Origin of the sequence: Bradyrhizobium ontarionense (genome assembly GCF_021088345.1) — a bacterium.
Lineage (GTDB): Bacteria > Pseudomonadota > Alphaproteobacteria > Rhizobiales > Xanthobacteraceae > Bradyrhizobium > Bradyrhizobium ontarionense.
In genome coordinates this window covers 619,730-640,246 of the sequence record NZ_CP088156.1, presented here as the reverse complement: position 1 = coordinate 640,246, position 20,517 = coordinate 619,730, and the positions used below count along the sequence as shown (strand labels likewise).

The 20,517-nt window shown below is 65.5% G+C and carries 18 protein-coding genes; 11 read left to right on the top strand and 7 right to left on the bottom strand.

What is annotated here, in order from left to right; all coding sequences use genetic code 11:
- Positions 1-46 precede the first annotated feature (46 nt).
- The 3 genes from LQG66_RS02675 (at position 47) to LQG66_RS02665 (ending at position 4,469) form a co-directional block, all read left to right on the top strand.
- Positions 47-847, top strand: coding sequence for a hypothetical protein (locus LQG66_RS02675; RefSeq protein ID WP_231323127.1), 801 nt, complete (start codon positions 47-49; stop codon positions 845-847).
- A 313-nt stretch (positions 848-1,160) separates the two neighbouring features.
- Positions 1,161-2,891, top strand: a complete 1,731-nt coding sequence (locus LQG66_RS02670) for an amidohydrolase (protein ID WP_231323125.1) — start codon at positions 1,161-1,163, stop codon at positions 2,889-2,891.
- 72 nt (positions 2,892-2,963) lie between these two features.
- Positions 2,964-4,469, top strand: coding sequence for an MFS transporter (locus LQG66_RS02665; RefSeq protein WP_231323123.1), 1,506 nt, complete (start codon positions 2,964-2,966; stop codon positions 4,467-4,469).
- Positions 4,470-4,487: 18 nt separating this feature from the next.
- On the opposite strand, the gene LQG66_RS02660 is transcribed toward LQG66_RS02665, so the two are convergent.
- Together LQG66_RS02660 and LQG66_RS02655 are read right to left on the bottom strand one after the other, a co-directional pair.
- Complete coding sequence (locus tag LQG66_RS02660) at positions 4,488-5,495, bottom strand: LssY C-terminal domain-containing protein (protein WP_345778932.1); 1,008 nt, start codon at positions 5,493-5,495, stop codon at positions 4,488-4,490.
- A gap of 31 nt (positions 5,496-5,526) precedes the next feature.
- The gene (locus LQG66_RS02655; RefSeq protein ID WP_231323121.1) at positions 5,527-5,814 is read right to left on the bottom strand and encodes a hypothetical protein; all 288 of its coding nucleotides are present in this window, start codon (positions 5,812-5,814) and stop codon (positions 5,527-5,529) included.
- Positions 5,815-6,081: 267 nt separating this feature from the next.
- On the opposite strand from LQG66_RS02655, the gene LQG66_RS02650 reads away from it, so the two are divergent.
- The 5 genes from LQG66_RS02650 to LQG66_RS02630 all read left to right on the top strand — a co-directional run bounded on the left by LQG66_RS02650 (position 6,082) and on the right by LQG66_RS02630 (position 11,734).
- Complete coding sequence (locus LQG66_RS02650) at positions 6,082-6,807, top strand: sulfite exporter TauE/SafE family protein (RefSeq protein ID WP_231323119.1); 726 nt, start codon at positions 6,082-6,084, stop codon at positions 6,805-6,807.
- Between the two features lie 19 nt (positions 6,808-6,826).
- A complete protein-coding gene (gene radA, locus LQG66_RS02645) occupies positions 6,827-8,326 on the top strand; it encodes a DNA repair protein RadA (RefSeq protein ID WP_231323117.1) in 1,500 nt (499 codons plus the stop codon).
- Positions 8,327-8,501: 175 nt separating this feature from the next.
- Positions 8,502-9,128, top strand: a complete 627-nt coding sequence (locus LQG66_RS02640; protein WP_231323115.1) for a CvpA family protein — start codon at positions 8,502-8,504, stop codon at positions 9,126-9,128.
- Positions 9,129-9,187: 59 nt separating this feature from the next.
- Entirely contained in the window at positions 9,188-10,684 is a 1,497-nt protein-coding gene (gene purF, locus LQG66_RS02635; protein ID WP_231323113.1) for an amidophosphoribosyltransferase, read from the top strand.
- Between the two features lie 306 nt (positions 10,685-10,990).
- Positions 10,991-11,734, top strand: a complete 744-nt coding sequence (locus LQG66_RS02630; protein ID WP_231327668.1) for an SDR family NAD(P)-dependent oxidoreductase — start codon at positions 10,991-10,993, stop codon at positions 11,732-11,734.
- A 209-nt stretch (positions 11,735-11,943) separates the two neighbouring features.
- Here the strand turns inward: LQG66_RS02630 and LQG66_RS02625 are convergent, their stop codons facing one another.
- From LQG66_RS02625 to LQG66_RS02615, 3 genes are read right to left on the bottom strand one after another with little or no spacing between them, the layout of a single operon-like run.
- Positions 11,944-12,246: a hypothetical protein gene (locus LQG66_RS02625; RefSeq protein WP_231323111.1), complete on the bottom strand. Its 303-nt coding sequence runs from the start codon at positions 12,244-12,246 to the stop codon at positions 11,944-11,946.
- A 32-nt stretch (positions 12,247-12,278) separates the two neighbouring features.
- Complete coding sequence (locus LQG66_RS02620; protein ID WP_231323109.1) at positions 12,279-13,520, bottom strand: patatin-like phospholipase family protein; 1,242 nt, start codon at positions 13,518-13,520, stop codon at positions 12,279-12,281.
- A complete protein-coding gene (locus tag LQG66_RS02615) occupies positions 13,517-14,425 on the bottom strand; it encodes a DUF3313 domain-containing protein (protein WP_231323107.1) in 909 nt (302 codons plus the stop codon). Before LQG66_RS02615 ends, LQG66_RS02620 begins: the two co-directional genes overlap by 4 nt.
- A gap of 189 nt (positions 14,426-14,614) precedes the next feature.
- Between LQG66_RS02615 and LQG66_RS02610 the strand changes: the two genes are divergently transcribed.
- The 3 genes from LQG66_RS02610 to LQG66_RS02600 all read left to right on the top strand — a co-directional run bounded on the left by LQG66_RS02610 (position 14,615) and on the right by LQG66_RS02600 (position 17,950).
- Complete coding sequence (locus tag LQG66_RS02610) at positions 14,615-15,292, top strand: TetR/AcrR family transcriptional regulator (RefSeq protein ID WP_231323105.1); 678 nt, start codon at positions 14,615-14,617, stop codon at positions 15,290-15,292.
- 153 nt (positions 15,293-15,445) lie between these two features.
- Positions 15,446-16,582 (top strand): NHL repeat-containing protein, encoded by a 1,137-nt coding sequence (locus tag LQG66_RS02605; protein WP_231323103.1) that lies wholly within the window; start codon positions 15,446-15,448, stop codon positions 16,580-16,582.
- A gap of 141 nt (positions 16,583-16,723) precedes the next feature.
- The gene (locus tag LQG66_RS02600) at positions 16,724-17,950 is read left to right on the top strand and encodes an ABC transporter substrate-binding protein (protein WP_231323101.1); all 1,227 of its coding nucleotides are present in this window, start codon (positions 16,724-16,726) and stop codon (positions 17,948-17,950) included.
- A gap of 58 nt (positions 17,951-18,008) precedes the next feature.
- Here the strand turns inward: LQG66_RS02600 and LQG66_RS02595 are convergent, their stop codons facing one another.
- Both LQG66_RS02595 and LQG66_RS02590 read right to left on the bottom strand, forming a co-directional pair.
- Positions 18,009-19,277 carry a TCR/Tet family MFS transporter gene (locus tag LQG66_RS02595; RefSeq protein ID WP_231327667.1) on the bottom strand — a complete coding sequence of 423 codons (1,269 nt, stop codon included), beginning with the start codon at positions 19,275-19,277 and terminating at the stop codon, positions 18,009-18,011.
- An 87-nt stretch (positions 19,278-19,364) separates the two neighbouring features.
- Positions 19,365-20,498 (bottom strand): helix-turn-helix transcriptional regulator, encoded by a 1,134-nt coding sequence (locus LQG66_RS02590; RefSeq protein ID WP_231323099.1) that lies wholly within the window; start codon positions 20,496-20,498, stop codon positions 19,365-19,367.
- Positions 20,499-20,517: the final 19 nt, after the last annotated feature.

The window sequence follows — 20,517 nt, the reverse complement described above, 5'->3', positions numbered from 1 at the left end:
CGGAACGAGGTGGGCAATGACGCCGCGAATTCCTGGACGTTTACGTTTGGGTTTGCTGATCCTGATCTCAGCGCTGTGCCCTGGCGCCGGCGCCTCGGCACAGCAGGCCAAGACGCCGTCTCTCGAAGATCTGGCCAAGGCGGCGCAGAACCCGATCGCGGATACGATCAGCGTTGGCCTCGAGAATATCGCCGCGCCGAATACGGGTCCGTACAGGCAGACGGCCGACGTCTTCAAGATCGAGCCGGTCATCCCGTTCCAGCTCAATGCCGACTGGAATCTGGTGACACGCACGACCATTCCCGGCATCGCGCAGGTGCGCTTCTCCCCCGAGCAAGGCCGGATCGGCGGCGTCGGCGACATCAACCAGATCTTCGCGCTCACCCCGTCGCACTCGGGCGCTCTGATCTGGGGTGTCGGCCCGACCTTTTCCTATCCGTCGGCGACCGACCCCGCCCTCGGTTCGGGAAAATGGAGCGCGGGCCCGACCATCGTGGCGCTGACCATGCCGGGTCCATGGGTGCTCGGGGTGCTCGCCAACAACATCTGGTCGTTTTCCGGTCCGAGCGACCGCGCGCCGGTGAACCAGATGATGCTGCAATACTTCGTCACCTACAATTTCTCCGACGGGTCCTACATCAGCTCGACTCCCATCATCACGGCGAACTGGCTCGCGAAGGGCAATGATCGCTGGGTCGTTCCCGTCGGCGCCGGCGTAGGCAAGCTGTTCATGGTCGACAAGCAGCCGATCAATGCGGAGATCGGCGTCTACTACAATCTGCTGAAGCCGGACCTCGCATCGCATTGGCAGTTTCGGGCCAGCCTGGCTTTCCTGTTTCCGAAGTGATCGTGCTCGGATCGAGCGCCTCTGTCGCCGTGACTAGCGATCCTGTCTGAAAGAATTCGATTTGAATTTTCTTCATCGGCAACAATCCGGGACTTCAGTTCGAGCGTGCGCGCGCGATGCCCGAGACTGACTTGATCGCTGTCAATCTTGGCGGGTGTGGAGTGACGTAGTTTAGCGTTCGAGTCGACAATGATGCAGCTCGCGCCGAGCGCGGACTTTTAGGAACAGGACAATGTGCATTGCATGTGGCTCAGCCCTCGGTTCACTCTTTTCGGCATCGAAGCCGGGCGGCGGCGGACTGACTCGTCGCCAGATGGTCGCGACCACGGCTGCGGCAGCAGCATTCGCAGCCGCCGCCGCGGCTCCGGCAGGGGCCGCCTCCAACCGCACGACCGTGTTTCGCGGCGGACGCGTCTATACGGTGGAGGACTCGCTGCCGTGGGCCGAGGCAGTCGTCGTCAAGGGAGAGAAGATCGTCTATGTCGGCGACGATGCTGGGGCGATGAAGTTTGCCAGACGCGGGGCTGAGGTCGTCGACCTCAAGGGGCGCATGCTGATGCCGGGCTTCGTCGAGGCGCATTGGCATCTTTGCACGCTGGCGTTCGCCCGCGGCGCCTGGGTCAACGAGGAAGATCCCGAGCGCATCTACGCGATCCTGCGCGATTACGCCAAGGCGCATTCCGACGACAAGTTCATTCTCGGCTTCGGCTGGATCGTTGGCGCGTTTCCCGCGTCGGGTCCACGCAAGGAATCACTGGACGCGATCTTCCCGGACCGGCCGGTCCTGCTCGTCAGTTGCGATCTGCACAGCTACTGGGTCAATTCCAAGCTGCTGGAGATGGCCGGCATCACCAAGGACACCCCGCGCGACGTCGTGCCCGGCTCCTCCTGGTACGAAAAGGATGCCAATGGTGAGCCGACCGGCTTCATTTCGGAAGTGCCCGCGCTGTTCGCGGTTCTGAAGACGCTCGAAAAGCATGGCATCGAACCGTTTGGCCTGAAGTCGACCGCCGCCGCGATCGAGGAATGGCAGCCCAAGCTCGCCGCCGCCGGCATCACCACCTTCTTCGATGCCGGCTTCAGCGCCTGGCCGACCGAGCAGCATCACGGCTTCGACATGCTGGTCGACCTCGAGAAGCGCGGCAAGCTGCGGCAGCGCGTGATCGGCAGCCTCTATCACAACGATCCCAATGTCGATCCGATGCCGATCATTCGGGCCTACCGGAAGCGCTATCGTACTCCGCTGGTCAAGGCCGAGGTGCTCAAGCTGATCGTCGACGGCACCGAACTGAGCCGCACCGCCTATCTGCTCGATCCCTACGCCGGAACTCCGGATTCGCGCGGCGACCCCTTGTTGCCATCACCCGTATTGAACCGCATCCTGCGCCAGGCGCATGCGGAGGGCATCGACACGCACCTTCACGCCTGTGGCGACGGGGCAGTCCGCATGAGCCTGGATGGATACGAAGCTGCGTTTGGCAAGCACGGACCCGGCAACCGCCGCCATACCATCTGCCACGCGTTCATCACCGCGCCTTCGGACATTGCGCGCTTCAGAAAGCTCGGCGTGATCGCGAACACCCAGATCCAGTGGGGCGTGCCGGACACGAGCCAGCGGCGCATCCGCGAGATCTATGGCGACGAGCGCTGGAGCCGCATGTACAGCTTCAAGACGTTCATCGATCAAGGCGTCACGGTTTCGTTCGGAATGGATGCCCTGGCGACCGGCTCCAAGGTCGTCGTCAAGCCGCTCGAGGCGTTGCAGGCCGGCCATACGCGTCAGGAGCCGGGCAAGCCGGACGGCCTGGTTCATCCGCCCGCGACCGAACGCCTGAGCCTGCCGGAACTCATCCGCGGCTACACAATCAACGGAGCCTACCAGCTCCGCATGGAAGACAAGATCGGCTCCATCAAGGTAGGCAAGCTGGCCGATCTGATCGTGCTCGAGAAGAACCTGTTCGATGTCGGGCCATACGACATAGGTAAGGTCAATATTCAGCTGACGATGATGAACGGACGGATCACGCATCGCGATGGACTCTGAACGGGAGTGATGAACGTGCACGAGACGACGAATGCGCGGACCGACCTGAGGTTTCCGCCGGCGAGCGCGCCGATGTCGAAACGCAATCGCTGGCTGATCCTCCTGACCGTCTCCAGCGCGCTTGCGCTGGTCGTGATCGACATGACGGTGCTCTACACGGCGTTGCCGAGCCTGACCCATGAGCTCGGAGCGACGGCCTCGGAGAAATTGTGGATCGTCATGGCCTATGGGCTTGTCGTTGCCGGTCTCCTTCCCGGCTTCGGCTCGCTCGGCGATCGCGTCGGTCACAAGAGGACGTTCGTTGCCGGCCTCATCGTGTTCGGACTGGCCTCGGTCGTCGCCGCCTATTCGCCGACTGCCACGGTCCTGATTGGCGGACGCGTCCTGCTCGCGGTCGGCGCCGCGCTGATGATGCCGGCGACACTGTCGATCATTCGCATCACCTTTTCCGATGAGCACGAACGGGCGCTCGCCATCGCCATCTGGGGAGCCGTCGCATCCAGCGGAGCGGCGGTCGGCCCCTTGGTCGGCGGCGTCCTGTTGGAATATTTCTGGTGGGGCTCGGTCTTTCTCATCAACGTGCCGCTGGTTATCCTCTCGCTGATTGCCGGCTTGGCGCTGATTCCGGCACCAGCAGATCGCGCTGACCGCAACTGGGACCTGATCGGTTCAGTACAGATCATGGCCGGGTTGATCGGATTCGCATATGTCGTCGAGGAGCTCGGCAGTCCCCATTCTTCTTATGGCATCGTAGCTGCCGCAGCCGTCGCCACGACCATCATGTTGACCGTCTTTGTACGCCGTCAATTGGGCCTCAAGGATCCGTTGATCGACTTCACCCTGTTCCAGAACGGCGAGTTCACGCTCAGCGTCGTGACGGCGATCGTGGCCTCGCTCGCCATCGCGGGCACGGAGCTGGCGATCAGCCAGCGCTTGCAACTCGTCCTCGGCTATTCGCCACTACAGGCCGCACTGTACATCCTGCCGGCGCCGGTCGGCGCGTTCGCCGGCGGGCCGATCGCGAGCCTGACGCTCCGTCGCGTCGGAGCCGCCACCGTGATGTCCGGCGCGCTGGCGATCGCCAGCATCGGCGCAGCCGGCTACTTCCTATGCTACAACGGCAATCTGGTGTTGCAATTGATCTGCATCGCGGTCAACGGTCTCGGGCTCGGTGCATCCGTTGCGGCCGCCTCCAACGCCGTGATGAATCACGCGCCCGAAGGCCGCGAAGGCATGGCCGCCTCGATCGAGGAAGTCTCGTTCGAGCTCGGCGGCACGATCGGCATCAGCATTTTCGGAAGCATCCTGTCGGGAGTTTTTACCGCATTCATGGTGCTGCCCGACGGCCTCGGCATTCCCGCGGCCGCTCGCGACAGCATCGACGAGGCCCTGATCGCTGCTGAGCGGCTGCCGACCGAGCTCGCTGCAATCGTGACCTCACACGCTCATCGCGCCTTCGATCAGGCGTTTCTGACTGTCGTCTTGGTTGCGATGCTCGTCCTGCTCGGCACCGCTTTCCTGGTCCGGCCCAGAACGGAACGAACGAGATCGAACCAGGCTCGTCAGCCTGTCCATTAGACAGACGACGACGGCAAATCATGCACCGTCGTCATTCGTGGCGATCAACACGCTCGCCAACGCAATATCGCCATCCGTCACGTAGTGATTGACGCGCTCTGGCAGGCTCTGACCAGCTTTGTACAGCTCCACGGTCTCGATCGATCGCGTCCTGATCAGTTCGGCCATGATGTAATCCCGCTCGGCGTTGACATCCGGATCGGTGGCGTGAGTGATCTGGAACGTCAGTCGGGTGAACGACAGGCCAGTGTCCTTCGTGCCGGCACCGACCCAGAGAACGGATTCATCGGCCGCTGGCTGGTCGGTGTTTGACCAGAAATCGCCAGCGTTCCAAGTCTTCTCTGCGCGTGCCAGGCCAACCGCCCAGAACCGGACGTGATGGCGCTTTCGCGGGCTATTGCCGATGGCTTGCTGAAAGCCGATATCCTGACCGCGCCCGAATAGATAGAGGGTGCTGAATGGAGCGGTGGGGTACGACGTGTTGAAGACGAAGGCACGGATCATGGCCCACGAGCTTGCCAGCCCCAATCGGTCCGCTTCAGACCAACCGACCGCCGCAAAGCCCGCGCGAATCTGTTGAAGCGTTCCGATCAGGGCGACATTGACGGGGTCCCCGTGCAATCCATCGCCGGTGATCGTGTAGCTGGGCACCCGCCGATTCTGAAGTATCTTGAGGCTCAACCGGATCACGCGCGGAAGAACGACATAGGCAGCGAATGCATAGCTGACACCGACAGCGAGAATCCAGGGCAGCCTGCGGTTCGCCGTCTCGAACACCACGAACACGATCAGCCAGACCGTGAAGATCCCCAACCCGGCGACGAGCACGCGTTGCATGAGGCGTATGAGCAGTCGCACTTGGATTGGTCCGGCGAAAACGAGGTGATCAGCCGTCGCGTTCTCGGGAGGGTGTCCGATCTTCACTTCGATGGCAACACCGCACGTGAAGGCGTGAGGCGGCCCAGTCACCGGCGTTTTGACAAGCTTGTCCGCGCTGGGTGACTCGACATCCGCCTGCCGCAGCAACAGGCCCCCAAGGTAGCCGGACTGCGCGTGCCTACACGGACAGCCGCTCGGCGTTGGCCGCGACATAGTCTCGATAGAGATCGACGATCGCCGCCGGGCTCGCGCCGGCCATCAGTTTCGCCGTCGCCTCCAGAGCTGCGGCGATCTTTTCAACGACCATCAGCTCCGCCTCCTCGCCCGCATCGGCTTCGCCGCGCGCGAATTTCTCCAGCCGCAGCCGGATCACCTCGCCGGCTTCGATCGCCAGCATCGCAGCTGCGAACCAGGGAAGCTCGGCATTGGACGTCGCCGTCATGGACGGCTGCATTTGCAAGGACATCGGCTCTCCGCTCGTCGTCATCGCCCGAAAACATCAGCGGACATGCGACGAATACGCTTCAACTTTTAAAGATGCAGACGCACAATCATCGGCGATTTCGATTCCCGTCGAACCATCGGTTAACCACACGGCGCGGCTGTCTCCTCGTCATTGCGAGCGCAGCGAAGCAATCCAGCATCCCTCCGCAGAGACAGTCTGGATTGCTTCGCTGCGCCGCTGCGCTCGCAATGACGGCCGAGACAGCGCGGGCGCCGCGGAGCGACAATCTTGGGCTTTCTCTTCGTGCTCACCGTCGGCCTCGTCGCCGGCACGCTGTCCGGCATCGTCGGCACCGGCTCCTCGATCATGCTGATGCCGGTGCTCGTTTACGAATACGGGCCGAAGGAAGCGGTGCCGATCATGGCGGTGGCCGCCGTGATGGCCAACCTCTCCCGCATCCTGGCGTGGTGGCGCGAGGTCGACTGGCGTGCCTGCGCCGCCTATTCGATCACGGGCATTCCGGCGGCGGCACTCGGCGCGCGCACGCTGCTCGTGCTGCCGTCGCATGCCGTCGACATCACGATCGGGCTGTTCCTGATCGCGATGGTGCCGCTGCGCCACGTCCTGGCGCGCTATCAGCTCAAAGCGGGTCTCTGGCATCTCGCGCTCGGCGGTGCGGTGATCGGATTTCTGACCGGCCTCGTGGTCTCGACCGGACCGCTCAGCGTGCCGCTGTTCCTGTTCTACGGGCTCACGAAGGGCGCCTTCCTGGCCACGGAGGCCGCGAGCTCGCTCGGGCTCTACGTCTCGAAGTCCATCACATTCCAGCGCTTCGGCGCGCTGACGCCGGACATCCTGCTCAAGGGCCTGATCGCCGGCGGCTCGCTGATGGCCGGCGCCTTCGTCGCCAAACGCTTCGTGCTGCACATGAAGCCGGACATGTTCCGCCTGGTCATGGATGGCATCATGCTGGTCGCAGGCCTAACTATGCTATGGAACGCATCCCAGTCCTGACCGCACCGATTCTCCTTCCATGGCCAAGACCACGCTCTCCTTCGTCTGCCAGAACTGCGGCGCTGCCTACGGCCGCTGGCAGGGCAAGTGCGAGTCCTGCGGCGAATGGAACACGCTGGCCGAGGAGGACACCACGGGTGCGACCTCGGCCCCGGTGTCGCTGCGCTCCAAGCGCAAGGGCCGCACCTTCCAGCTGGAATCGCTGAGCGGCAAGAGCATCGAGGCGCCACGCCTGTCGTCCGGGATGACCGAGCTCGATCGGGTCACCGGCGGCGGCTTCGTCCGCGGCTCGGTGCTGCTGGTCGGCGGCGATCCCGGCATCGGCAAATCGACATTGCTGACCCAGGCGACCTCCATCATGGCGCGCGCCGGCCATCGCGCGGTCTATATTTCCGGCGAGGAAGCAGTGGCCCAGGTGCGGCTGCGCGCCGAGCGGCTCGGGCTTGCGGATGCGCCGGTGCAGCTCGCGGCCGAGACCTCGGTCGAGGACATCATCTCGACGCTCTCGGAAGGTGCTGTCCCGCGGCTGATCGTGATCGATTCGATCCAGACGATGTGGACCGACACGGTCGAATCGGCGCCCGGCACGGTCACGCAGGTGCGGGCCTCGGCGCAGAAGCTGATCAGGTTTGCCAAGAAATCCGGCGCCGCCATCATCCTGGTCGGCCACGTCACCAAGGACGGCCAGATCGCCGGCCCGCGCGTGGTCGAGCACATGGTCGATGCGGTCCTGTCGTTCGAGGGCGAAGGCTCGCAGCAGTTCCGCATCCTGCGCGCCGTGAAGAACCGTTTTGGCCCGACCGACGAGATCGGCGTGTTCGAAATGACGGGATTGGGTTTACGCGAGGTCACCAACCCGTCGGAGCTGTTCCTGTCCGAGCGCGATCTCGGCAGTCCCGGCACGGCGGTGTTTGCCGGCATCGAGGGCACCCGTCCCGTGCTGGTCGAGATGCAAGCGCTGGTGGCGCCGACCTCATTGGGCACGCCGCGCCGCGCCGTGGTCGGCTGGGATCCGAGCCGGCTGTCGATGGTGCTGGCGGTGCTGGAGGCGCATTGCGGCGTCAAGCTGTCGGGCCATGATGTCTATCTCAACGTTGCCGGCGGCCTGCGCATCAACGAGCCGGCCGCTGATCTCGCCGCTGCGGCGGCGCTGGTGTCGTCGCTGGTGAACGCGCCGCTGCCGCCAGATGCGGTCTATTTCGGCGAGATTTCGCTGTCGGGCGCGGTCCGGCCGGTGGCGCAGACCTCGGCGCGGCTGAAAGAGGCCGCCAAGCTCGGCTTCGCCCGCGTGGTGCTGCCGGAACGGGCCCGCGGCGAGGCCGGCGGAGATGCCGGATTGAGCCTCAATACCGTCGGCGGGTTGACGTCGCTGGTGGCCGACATCGCCGCCCGTGGCACGCCGCGCGCGCGCCACAACAGCGGCCGAGACGACGGCGATGTCAGCGACCAGGGCCGGCGCAGCCCCAGCCATGCCGAAAAAAATGCCACACCAGCGAGATTCCGCCGCCAGGACGGCTAGGCGGACCGTGACGTTCGCGTGACTCGCCGCTATACAACGCCGCAACCGGGCCCGCGCACGGGATCGTGCCGCATCCGGACTTGCCGGGGAACCTCTGTTTCCTCCACCTGGAGGATCGGTGTTCTCCGTCGATTCGACGAGAACCTTGGACCAGCGAAGCGGACCCGACCAGCCGATGCCGATAACGATCCTCGATCTCATCCTGCTCGGCGTCATGCTGGTATCTGGGCTGCTCGCGATGGTCCGCGGCTTCATGCGCGAGGTGCTGTCGATTGCGGCCTGGGGCGCGGCGGCCCTGGTAACGCTTTATTCATTCTCCAAGCTGCTGCCGACCGCCAAGACCTATTTCAACAACGACACGGTCGCGAGCGTGGTCGTGGTCGCCGGTACTTTCGTGGGCACCCTGCTCATCGTCTCGGTAATCACGGTCCGAATCTCCGACATGATCCTCGATTCGCGGATCGGCGCGCTCGACCGCACCCTCGGATTCCTGTTCGGACTGGGCCGCGGCCTCCTGATCGTGGTCGTGGCCTTCCTGTTCTTCAGCTGGCTGGTGCCGGACAAGCAGCGTCCGGACTGGGTCACCGGGGCAAAGTCCCGCGTGGTCCTGCAGGGAACCGGGGATTGGCTGATGTCGCTCTTGCCTGATGATCCCGAGAACACCATTTTAAAGAAATTCAAGAAGAACAAGCCGGACGACGACCAGACTGACACCGAGTCGCCCGCAGCGGGCGGCGATGGGTACAGCAAGCCTGCCCGCGACAGCTTGAAGAAGCTGATCGAGAAACCCGCGGCCAAGTGAGCCAAGCCCAGAAGAGAGGCGCGATGGACCAGCACCACGATTCTTCCGGCGGAGCCCAAATGGATATCCAAGCGGATCTGGACTTCGGACCTCAAGCCTATCTCAGAGACCCCGACCTTGATGGAGACACGCTGCGCGAAGAGTGCGGCGTGTTTGGCATTTACGGGCATAGCGATGCCGCCGCGATCACCGCGCTCGGCCTGCATGCGCTCCAGCATCGCGGCCAGGAAGCGGCGGGCATCGTCTCCTATGACGGCGCGCGCTTCCACAGCGAACGCCGGCTCGGCCTGGTCGGAGATACGTTCTCCCGCCGCGAGGTGATCGAGCGCCTGCCCGGCAACGCCGCCGTCGGCCACGTGCGCTACGCGACGACCGGTGCGACGATCCTGCGCAACGTGCAGCCGCTGTTCGCCGAGCTGAATGCCGGCGGCTTCGCGGTCGGCCACAACGGCAACCTCACCAACGGTCTCACCTTGCGCCGCGAGCTGGTGCGGGCCGGCGCCATCATGCAGTCGACCAGCGACACCGAGGTGATTCTGCATCTGGTCGCCCATTCCCGCCGCAGCAACTTCATCGACCGCTTCATCGAGGCGCTGCGCGCGCTCGAAGGCGCCTACTCGCTGGTGTGTCTGACCAACAAGAAGCTGATCGGCGCCCGCGATCCCCTCGGCATCCGTCCGCTGGTCTATGGCGAGCTCGAAGGCTGCCCGATCCTGGCCTCGGAGACCTGCGCGCTCGACATGATCGGCGCGCGCTATATCCGCGACATCGAACCGGGCGAAGTCGTGATCTTCGACGAACAGGGCTTGCACAGCCACAAGCCGTTCCCGCCCAAGCCGGCGCGTCCCTGCGTGTTCGAGTACATCTACTTCGCCCGCCCTGATTCCGTGGTCGGCGGCCGCTCGGTCTACCAGGTGCGCAAGGCGTTCGGCGCGCAGCTCGCGCGCGAAAATCACGTCGATGTCGACGTCATCGTGCCGGTGCCGGATTCCGGGGTGCCTGCGGCGCTCGGCTACAGCCAGCACTCGGGCGTGCCGTTCGAGCTCGGCATCATCCGCAACCACTATGTCGGCCGCACCTTCATCCAGCCGACCCAGGCGATCCGCGAATCCGGCGTGCGCATGAAGCACTCCGCCAACCGCGCCGCGATCGAAGGCAAGCGCATCATCCTGATCGACGATTCGCTGGTGCGCGGCACGACCTCGAAGAAGATCGTGCGCATGATGCGCGAGGCCGGCGCCACCGAGGTCCATTTCCGTCTCGCCTCGCCGCCGATCCTCTACCCTGACTATTACGGCATCGACCTGCCGGACCGCGGCGGCCTGCTGGCGGCGACGCATTCGCTCGAGGAGATGCGCGAGCTGATCGGCGCGGATTCGCTGGCCTTCCTGTCGATCGACGGCATGTACCGCGCCATGGGCGAGGCGGGCCGCGACCCGGCGGCACCGAAATTCTCCGACCACTGCTTCACCGGCAGCTATCCGACCCACCTCACCGACCAGGCGATGGTCGAGCCGATCCAGCACCAGCTGTCGCTGCTGGCCGAGGCGAGTTGAGGCTCACGCCACTTGGCGGCATTCAACCCCGCGCCGTCATTCCGGGGCGAGGCTGCACGGCAAGATCGCAAAGCGATCTGCCGAAGGCCTCGAACCCGGAATCTCGAAGTTGTCTTGCACCTCTCAGCTCTGGATTCCGGGTTCGAGGCCTGTGGCCTCGCCCCGGAATGACGGCGGGTGGTTGGCCGTCGTCCGAACGCCGGCTGTCGTTCGTCGAGTGAGGCTAGCCACGACCAGCCAACTCCATCATAAACGCCGCGGAGTATGGGACCCGGCTTTCGCCGGGACGACGATGGACGCTGCATGATGACCCTTCCCCTCGCCAACCGTATTGCCCTCGTCACCGGCGCCTCGCGCGGCATCGGCTATGCGACCGCGCGCGCGCTCGCCCGCGCCGGTGCGCATGTCGTCGCGGTGGCGCGCACGCAAGGCGGGCTCGAGGAGCTCGACGACGAGATCCGCAAAGAGACCGGCAATGGCGCCACGCTGGTGCCGCTCAGCATGACCGACACCGACGGCATCGCCCGGCTCGGCGCCGCGCTGCACGAGCGCCACGGCAAGCTCGACATCCTCATCGGCAATGCCGGCGTGCCCGGCCCGTCGTCGCCGCTCGGCCATATCGACCTCAAGCCGTGGAACGACGCCGTCGCGGTCAACCTCACCGCTAATTTCCAGTTGATCCGCTGCATGGAGCCGCTGCTGAAGGCCTCGGATGCCGGGCGCGCTGTCTTCGTGACCTCGGGTGCGGCGGCCAAGGCCTCGGCCTATCTCGGCCCCTATGCCGCGACCAAGGCGGCGCTGGAAACGCTGGCGCGGGTCTGGGCCCATGAGACCGAGCGCACGCCCTTGCGCGTCAACCTGTTCAGCCCCGGCCCGATCCGCACCCGCATGCGCGCCACCGTGTTTCCGGGCGAAGACCCTGCCACGCTCGACACGCCCGAGCAGGCCGCCGAGTTCATCGTGCCGCTGTGCACGCCCGCCTGGACCGAGACCGGCAAGCTCTACGACTACAAGAGCCGCACCCTGAAGAGCTTTCAGCCGCCGGCGTAGTGCTTTCGCGCCGTCCGCCGCTGCCCGGAATGCATCCTTACGAATGACGGTCGAGAGAGGCGCTCCATCTCTCGTCCGTCATTGCGAGCGCCGCGAAGCAATCCAGGCTCGGGCCGTAAAACGATTCTGGATGGCTTCGCTGCGCTCGCAATGACGATTGGAGCGACGATCTCGCATTCCAACGACGCATGCCGGAGCGCCGCTCGCGCCTATTTGGCGGCAGGCTTCGCAGCAGCAGGCTTGGCAGCAGCCGCAGGTTTGGCAGCACCCGGCGTCTGGCGGTCGCGCACCGCCGACAGCTCCTTGCGGAGCTTCTCCTGCTCCTCCGCCGACAGCGCCGGCCGCGTGTCGTCGGCAGGCACATCGTTCACCGGAAGATAGTTGTAGGTGTTGTGGAATTGCGTGGCGTCAGCCGGCGGCGTGACCGACGTCGCGCAGCCGCCGAGCAGCAAGGGCATCAGCAACGCGATCGCGAGCAGTGCAGCGCGCGTGGCGGCGCGGGCTGCGCTCATTCCAACGCAGCCATGGCTGGTCCTGGATGCCGTCATCGCGACGCCGCCGCCATGGTGCGCGTAGGCAGCTGCGCCGTGATGCCGTGCTCGTTGGACTGCAGGCCCGGCAGGTTCTTCACCCAGGGATAGCCACGCCGGCCCATCGCCTGGCCGCGATCGAACAGCGCGGTCATGTAGTTGCGGTCGAACGGCCCGTCGGACTTGGCCTGGAAGTCGGAGGGCACGCTGGCGAGGTTGAAATCGATGCCGTTGAACCTTGCCACAGAGTAGATGCGATAGATGTCGCCGATGCCCTGATTCTTGATCAGGGTGGACAGCGAGCGCTGCGTCACCGAGAGCACGTCGGCGCCGACGCTGTCCCATTGCGGATCGATGCGGGCGTTGCGGATCACGTAGAGATGCGCGCCGCTCACGCTTCGCCGCGGGCCGCGGCCGGACACCAGGCGCAGCACCGACGGACCGATGAACACCTGCCGGGTCACGCCGCCATCGACATGCAGCTCGTCATAGTCCTTGTCGCCGATCCGTACCTTGATGCGAACCGGCGCGAAAGCGCCGGGCACAGTCGCCGAGGCCAGCAGCACCTTGCGGAACAGATCGATCGCCTCCGGCGTATCGACTGCCGCGATGCGGCCCATGTCCCACAGCACCGGCCGCTGCGCATCGAGATTGGTGGTGCCGATCAAGAGCACCCTGCCCTTGCTGCTCTCGCGCGCGACGTCGCGGAGAAACGCAGCGTCGACATATTTCTCGATCAACCGCGACAGCGGCGTGTTGTCGGCGAGCGCCGAGCCCTGCAGCAGGCCGGGAATGTTGACGGTGAAGATGTCCTTGCGCTCATAGGCGGTGAACACCTCCTGCAGCCGGTCATCATGCTGGCGCCCCAGGAAGACGAAGGGCGCGATCAGCGCGCCCGAGCTCACGCCCGTCACCATGTCGAACGCGGGCCGGTTGCCGGCCTCGCCCCAGCCGACCAGCAGCCCGGCGCCGAACGCGCCGTTCTCGGCGCCGCCGGAGATCGCCAGGAAATTGAGCGGACGCGACACGGGGATCTCGGCCGATGCACGCTGCACCGAGGCCTCGGCAAAGCGCGGCTCCGGCTCATCGCCCCAGTAGCGAACGTTGCGGAAGCCGACCGGCTCGGCGCTGACAGCCGCCATCTCGGGCGGCGCATTGCGCGGCATGACCGCGGCGCACGCCGCCAGCTGCAGCGACGCGGCGAGCACCACGGCGAAGCGCGATACGATGGCGCGGAAGGAGGCGGCAGGCGTCATCGCGAGTGTTGCTGCTCCACGCTTGCGACCTCCGGCGACGACTGCGGCGGGGTGGGTTTCGCCTCGTCAGCGCCCTTGTCGGTCCAGCCCGGCGGCAGCCCGAGGCCTGCGCCGACGAAGCCCTTCAAGCCGGGAAAGCGTCCATACTGCTCGCATGCGGCATATTTGGGGGCGCCGCCAAGCTTGGCGGGAACGCTGGCGACGGACGGCAGCGACGGCAGCCCACCAAACGGCGACTCGCCGGTCGACACCAGCCTGGCGAAATCGGCGCCGAACTCGGCGGCGAGGTCATAGGCGTCGCCGTCATTGGCCATGCGGGCCGTCGACACCGAGTTGGCGCCGCGCGCCCACACCATCGCCGCCTTCTGGAAGCCAGCGAAATCGCGCGCCTCGGCCTCGACGGACAAGGTGCCCAGCCCGACCGGGAGCCGCGGCACCGGCACGGGAACGCCCGGCAGCGCGACGCTCTTGGCAATCGAGGCAGCCTGCGAGGCTGCCGATGCCGTCGCATTGGTCGGCGTTGCATGGGTGACGGTGGCCTTGACTGTCAGGTCCGCTTCCTCGGCCGATGAGACGATCTGGAAACGTTCACTCAACCTCAGACACATCTCGCGGCTGATGGCGTTGGCCACGAGCTTCCGCTCGCCCTCATCGAGCGCGACGTCCGGGCGCGGTGGAAAGGCGGTGGGCTCGATCCGGATCGTCTTGGCCTCGAGCAGCTCCTTCTTGTTCACCTTGATCTGCGCGCGCGTCACCAGGCCGTTGGCATCGGCGAGACGGTCGTAGCTTTTCAGTGAGCCGGCCCGCTCCAGCGGCGCGCTCGCGCACCCCGCATTGGCCAGGACAAGGGACACGAGGGCAGTCCGCTTCATCGAGGCCATACGCGTCATGCCAGGGGCGCTCATTGATAGATAACTCACTCTAACTTACGATACACCGACGCGTCTGTCCAATGACACTAGATCAAATTCTCTGGATCAATTGGGCGGAAATATTATTTTATATTACAAGGGGTTGTTGTCGCGCTCCGAACCCGGGCAGGACTGAGGCGCCGGGACTTGAAGCGGCACGATGGGGAAATGGGACATGGCACGATGAGGAAGGTCGACCCGGTCAGGCACGGGCAGAAGCGCGGAGAGATCCTTCACGCCGCGTTGCGCTGCTTCGTCAGGGACGGCTTCCACGGCGCCAGCACGACCGATATCTGCGTCGAGGCGGGGATCAGCCCGGGACATCTCTACCATTACTTTCCCAGCAAGGAGACCATCGTCGAGGCCCTGGTACAGGACAGCCTGGCCCGTGCCGCCTCACGCTTCGAAGCGATCCTGGCGTCGCCCGACGTGATCGAGGCGTTGCTGACGGAGATCGAGAACACCAGCATCCATCGGCCCGAGGCTCAGGTCCTCAGCGCCGAGGCCCTGGCGGAAGCCTGCCGCAATCCGGCTTTCGCCCGCATCGTCCACGAGCATGCGCGCGCGATGCGGACGTTGCTGGTGGGCTTCCTCACCGAGGCGCAGCGCCGGGGAAACGTCGATCCCGGCCTCGATCCCGAAGCGACCGCAAACGTGCTGTTGGCCATCGTCGACGGCGCACGCGCGCTGCCGATCCGCAATCCGACCGTCGACATCAAGCAGAGCACCGAACATCTGCGGATCATGCTGACGCGCTTCCTGCGGCCGACCGCGGTACAGACGCCTCCAGCGGCCGAGAAGAAGCGCAGGACTTGCGGCCCCCTCGGTCTGCTCAAGAAGAGAAATGAACCGCGTCGGTGAGTGACGCGGGTTGGCGCAGCCCGGTCCGCCAGTTCCTCATCGCGCATAATGGAGGCCTCGACACCCGGCCGTCGGCGCGATTGACACCCCGCCCTGCCCGCGATTGACTGCGCTCATAAGCGGATGACCGCAGCACACATCGGGGAGGATGCCATGACGCGAGCGCCGCGCGGACACGCGATTGGTCTTGCCCGTATCATTCTGCTGTTCGTCATTGCCGCAGGCAGCGTCCTGCTCTCTCGGACCATCAGCGCCGCCGAGGTCCCGACCTTCGCCGTCGAGCCATCGTGGCCGAAGCAGCTTCCCAACAACTGGATCCTCGGCCAGGTCGGCGGCATCACCGTGGACAGCCAGGGCCACATCTGGGTCATTCACCGGCCGCGCTCGCTGACCGAAGACGAGAAGGGCGCGGCGCTCAACCCGCCCCGTTCGAAATGCTGCATCCCGGCGCCGCCAGTGCTGGAATTCGACGCCGACGGCAATCTGCTGCGCGCCTGGGGCGGACCCGGCCCGGGCTATGAATGGGTCGGCCGCGAGCATGGCATCGAGGTCGACGAGCGCGGCTTCGTCTGGATCGGCGGCAATGCCGACAACGACAATGCGATCCTGAAATTCACGCTCGACGGCAAGTTCGTCGCGCAGATCGGAGCGATCGCGCCGAGCAAGGGCTCGAACGACACGACCCAGCTCGGCAAGCCCGCGGAGACCGCAATCGACAAGGACGCGAACGAGATCTACGTCGCCGACGGCTATGGCAACCGCCGCGTCATCGTGTTCGATGCGACGACGCTGGCCTACAAGCGCCATTGGGGCGCCTATGGCCATGTCCCCGATGATAGCAAGCAGGCGCCCTACGATCCCGCGGCGCCCGTCGCCCAGCAGTTCGGCAATCCCGTCCACTGCGTGAAGATCGCCGACGACGGCCTCGTCTATGTCTGCGACCGCATCAACGACCGCATCCAGGTGTTCAGGAAGGATGGGACGTTCGTGAAGGAGTGGTTCTTCGAGAAGAACACGCTGGGCAACGGCGCGGTGTGGGACGTCGCGATCTGGCCCGATCCGAAGCAGACCTATCTGTTGTCCGCCGACGGCGAGAACAACGAGATCCGCATCATCAGGCGGGATGATGGCAGCGTGGCCGGAAGCTTTGGCCACAATGGCCGCAATGCGGGCCAATTCCACTGGGTGCATGCGATGGCCGTCGACAAGCAGGGCAACGTTTATACCGCCGAGGTCGACACCGGAAAGCGTATCCAGAAATTCAGGCTGACCTCGGACGCCCTGCGTTAACGCTGAGTGAGACGCACAAACCTTGGGCGAGCCTCCCCCCTTTTGGCGCATTGCCGCAACTCACAAGACCGGCTATCCAGGGTGACTGTCGGCAAAGGGCGCCCAAGAAGCCCCGCCGTGACACGATCAGGGAGGATTTTGATGACGACGTCTCATGCGCGGCGTATTGCCGCGTTGCTCGCTGCCACCGCTCTCAGCTTTGCCGGCTCCGCCTTCGCCGACGACAAGGTCGTCAAGATCGGCGTGCTCAACGACATGTCCAGCCTGTACGCCGACATCGGCGGCCCCAACTCGGTCGCGGCCATCAACATGGCGGTCGAAGACTCGGGAATGAAGGCCAAGGGCTGGACCATCGAGGTGATCAGCGGCGACCACCAGAACAAACCCGACGTCGGCGTCAGCATCGGCCGGCAGTGGCTCGACAACCAGAAGGTCGACGTGATCATGGACACGCCGAACTCCGGCGTGGCGCTGGCGGTGTCCAATCTCGTCAAGGAGAAGAACGCGATCCTGCTGAACTCCGGCGCCGCGACCGCCGACCTCACCGGCAAGGCCTGCAACGCCAACACCATCTCCTTCACCTACGACACCTACATGCTCGCCAACGGCACCGGCAAGGCGCTGACCAAGGCCGGCGGCGACACCTGGTTCTTCCTGACCGCCGACTACGCGTTCGGCCATGCGCTGGAGCGCGACACCTCCGCGGTCGTGACCAACAGCGGCGGCAAGGTGCTCGGCTCGGTCAAGCATCCGATCAACACCGCCGACTTCTCCTCCTTCCTGCTGCAGGCGCAGTCGTCGAAGGCGAAGGTCATCGGCCTCGCCAATGCCGGCGGCGACACCACCAACTCGATCAAGCAGGCCTCGGAGTTCGGCATCGTCCAAGGCGGCCAGAAGCTCGCCGCGCTGCTCTTGTTCGTCAACGACGTGCACGCGCTCGGCCTCAAGGTCGCGCAGGGCCTGACCTTCACGGAGTCGTTCTACTGGGACCTCAACGAGCAGACCCGCGCCTGGTCCAACCGCTTCATGAAGCTGTCGCCCAAGGGCACGATGCCGTCGATGACGGTGGCCGGCAACTACGCCGGCACGCTGCATTACCTGAAGGCGCTGGAAGCGCTCGGCGGCAATCCGCATGACGGCGCCAAGGTCGTGGCCAAGATGAAGGAGATCCCGACCGACGATCCGCTGTTCGGCAAGGGCCCGCTGCGCGCCGACGGCCGCCGCCTGATCCCGGCCTATCTGTTCGAGGTCAAGAAGCCCGAAGAGTCCAAATATCCGTGGGACTACTACAAGCTGATCGCGACCATCGCGCCGGAGGATGCCGCCAAGCCGCTGGAAGCCAGCGACTGTCCGCTGGTGAAGAAGTAATCGCTTAGACCCTCGTGTGGCCCTCGTCCTGCGCGACACATCGCTTGCGCGATGCTCGTCAGGATGAGGGTTTCAAGACGCCGGCGCGAAGCGTGCGGATTGCGACCCCGAGCGCGACGATCAACAACGCCGACGCCAGCAGGAATGGCGCGCCGGGCAGATGCACCGGCGCGGCGGCTCCGATGAAATAGGCAAAGGTCAGCGTGAACAGGAAGGGACCTGCGAGCTGGGCCACGCTCTGCACGCTCGACGTCGCGCCCTGCAATTGCCCCTGTCTGTCCGGCGGCACCAGCCGCGTCATCAGCGCCTGGATCGCCGCGCCGGAGACACCCCACAGCGCCAGCGCAGGGATGCCGAGCCAGCTCGAGGGCCCGGTCGGCGCCAGGCCCAAGATCAGGAAGCCCATCGTCCCCGCGCACAGACCGAGCATCAGCGCGCCGCGCTCGCCGAGCACGCGGACGATCAGTCCCACCGCCCCGCCCTGCACCACCATGGCGCAGATTCCGACCATCGCCAGCGTGAGGCCGACCGTTCGCGTGTCCCAGCCGTAGCGATAGGTCGCGTAGAGCACGAAGGTCGAGGGCAGCACGACATGGGCAAGCTGGGTGATGAAGTTGACGACCGACAGTCCGCCGAGGATCCGATCCGAGCGCAGCAATTGCAGCGCACCGAGCGGGCTTGCGGCTCGCCATCGGAACGGACTGCGCCGCTCTGACGGCAGCGACTCCGGCAGCACCAGCAGTCCGTACAGCGCATTGGCGAAGCTGAGCCCGGCCGCCGCCCAGAACGGCAGCCGCGGGTCGATGTCGCCGAGCAGGCCGCCGGTGGCGGGGCCCAGCACGAAGCCCGCGCCGAACGCTGCGCCGATACGCCCGAAGATCGCCGCGCGCCGGTCCGGTGGCGTCAGGTCGGAGATGTAGGCGAACGCGGTCGAGATGCTGGCCGAGGTGACGCCGGAGATCAGCCGCCCGACGAACAACCACGCGAGCGACGGCGCCAGCGCCATCAGCACGTAGTCCGCGGCCAGGCCGAAGTTCGACAGCAGGATGACCGGCCGCCGGCCGAAACGGTCCGACAGGCTGCCGAGCACGGGCGAGAACACGAACTGCATCAGCGCCCAGGCCGTGCCGAACAGGCCGAAGATGCGCGCCGCCTGCGCGGTGTCGTTACCGACGAAGCTTTCGATCAGCTTGGGCAGGATCGGCATGATCAGCCCGAGCGCGAGCATGTCGAGCAGGATGGTGACGAAGATGAACGCGACGGCGCCGCGGCGGGGCGCCTGCGGCGGCGAAACGCCGTCGGAATTCGTCAGCTCGGTATCGGACATCACGGCCATCGGGTTATCGCCGCTGGCGGGTGCCGGCCGCGGGCGCCGACTTATACACGCGTCACCGAGGTCGGCAATCCGAGCTGCTCAGCCGGCGACCGGCGAGGCGAAGCCTGCGACGATCCTGACGAGATCGGCCTGCCGTGCGGCCCCCGTCTTGGTGAAGACGCGGCGCAAGTGAGTCTTGATCGTGGTCTCGGCAACGCCAAGCAGACCCGCGACCTCGGGAACGCCGCCGACCTCGACGATGCCGAGCAGCACGCGCAACTCCGTGGGTGTCAGGCGATAGGCCTTGGCGATCAGTTCGGGCGATTGCGCAGGGTCGAGCACGGTGCGGCGCATGAAGATCGCAGCGCTCGGATCGGACATCTGCCGCGTCGCGCGGCGTCCGCGCGATGTCAGCGGCAGGACGCGAGCGACGTGATGCGATCCGTCCTGCGCCGTCATCAAGATGGCGGTCCCGCCGTTGTCCACCGCCGCATCGCCGGCTCCGCTTCGAGCGATCAGGTCCTGCAGCACCTGATCCGTTCGGCCATCGCGCGCCGCCAGGCGACCGTCACGCGTGAACAGCGGCTCGCCCGCCTCGAGCAACTGCCGGCCGGCCGCATTGGCGTGGACCAGCCGCCCAAGCCGGTCGACGAGACCGATGCCGCATGCCATCCGCTCCAACGCCTCGGCGAAGGCCGCCGCCTCCGCCGACCTCAGATCAATCAGACGGCCGATCAGCACGGCTCGGCGGATGTGCGGCGCGATCAGTTGCATGCGCATGCGCGCCGCGTCGTCGGCGAGGCCGTCGGACTCGTAGCGGAACACACCGAACAGTGCGGCCGAGGTCGCGGACTTGTCGATCACGGTCGAAATGAAATCGACCATGCCCTGCGGTGCGGCCCATTCCTGGTAGAAGCGGGTCTCGCGCAGCTCATCCTGCGGCATCAGGTCGGAGACCGCGATCGGCTGTCCGACCTCGGCGAAATACTGCCCGGTCGTCGCCGGATCGAGCTTCACGTATTTCTCGAAATAGAGCCGGCAAAAATGCGGATCGATGCCGGACTGGCAAAGGACGTCGCCACCGGCTGCGATCGGGCTCTTGGAAAAGATCGACGCCACCTGACCGCCGACGAAACGTCCGGCGCGGCCGACGACATCCGGCCACAGCGACGGATCGAGCGCGGCGTCGTAGATGTCTCCGATCAGATCGATGATGTCATCGGCATGCGCCATCGCACCTCTCCACGCTTCG

Bases quoted from the DNA above. Each gene is read 5' to 3' on its own strand.
- radA (WP_231323117.1), top strand. From the start codon at position 6,827: ATGGCCAAGACCACGCTCTCCTTCGTCTGCCAGAACTGCGGCGCTGCC.
- LQG66_RS02600 (WP_231323101.1), top strand. From the start codon at position 16,724: ATGACGACGTCTCATGCGCGGCGTATTGCCGCGTTGCTCGCTGCCACC.
- LQG66_RS02670 (WP_231323125.1), top strand. From the start codon at position 1,161: ATGGTCGCGACCACGGCTGCGGCAGCAGCATTCGCAGCCGCCGCCGCG.
- LQG66_RS02665 (WP_231323123.1), top strand. From the start codon at position 2,964: ATGTCGAAACGCAATCGCTGGCTGATCCTCCTGACCGTCTCCAGCGCG.
- LQG66_RS02630 (WP_231327668.1), top strand. From the start codon at position 10,991: ATGACCCTTCCCCTCGCCAACCGTATTGCCCTCGTCACCGGCGCCTCG.
- LQG66_RS02655 (WP_231323121.1), bottom strand. From the start codon at position 5,814: ATGTCCTTGCAAATGCAGCCGTCCATGACGGCGACGTCCAATGCCGAG.
- LQG66_RS02590 (WP_231323099.1), bottom strand. From the start codon at position 20,498: ATGGCGCATGCCGATGACATCATCGATCTGATCGGAGACATCTACGAC.
- purF (WP_231323113.1), top strand. From the start codon at position 9,188: ATGGATATCCAAGCGGATCTGGACTTCGGACCTCAAGCCTATCTCAGA.
- LQG66_RS02640 (WP_231323115.1), top strand. From the start codon at position 8,502: ATGCCGATAACGATCCTCGATCTCATCCTGCTCGGCGTCATGCTGGTA.
- LQG66_RS02605 (WP_231323103.1), top strand. From the start codon at position 15,446: ATGACGCGAGCGCCGCGCGGACACGCGATTGGTCTTGCCCGTATCATT.
- LQG66_RS02615 (WP_231323107.1), bottom strand. From the start codon at position 14,425: ATGAGCGCCCCTGGCATGACGCGTATGGCCTCGATGAAGCGGACTGCC.
- LQG66_RS02610 (WP_231323105.1), top strand. From the start codon at position 14,615: ATGAGGAAGGTCGACCCGGTCAGGCACGGGCAGAAGCGCGGAGAGATC.
- LQG66_RS02620 (WP_231323109.1), bottom strand. From the start codon at position 13,520: ATGACGCCTGCCGCCTCCTTCCGCGCCATCGTATCGCGCTTCGCCGTG.
- LQG66_RS02595 (WP_231327667.1), bottom strand. From the start codon at position 19,277: ATGTCCGATACCGAGCTGACGAATTCCGACGGCGTTTCGCCGCCGCAG.
- LQG66_RS02625 (WP_231323111.1), bottom strand. From the start codon at position 12,246: ATGAGCGCAGCCCGCGCCGCCACGCGCGCTGCACTGCTCGCGATCGCG.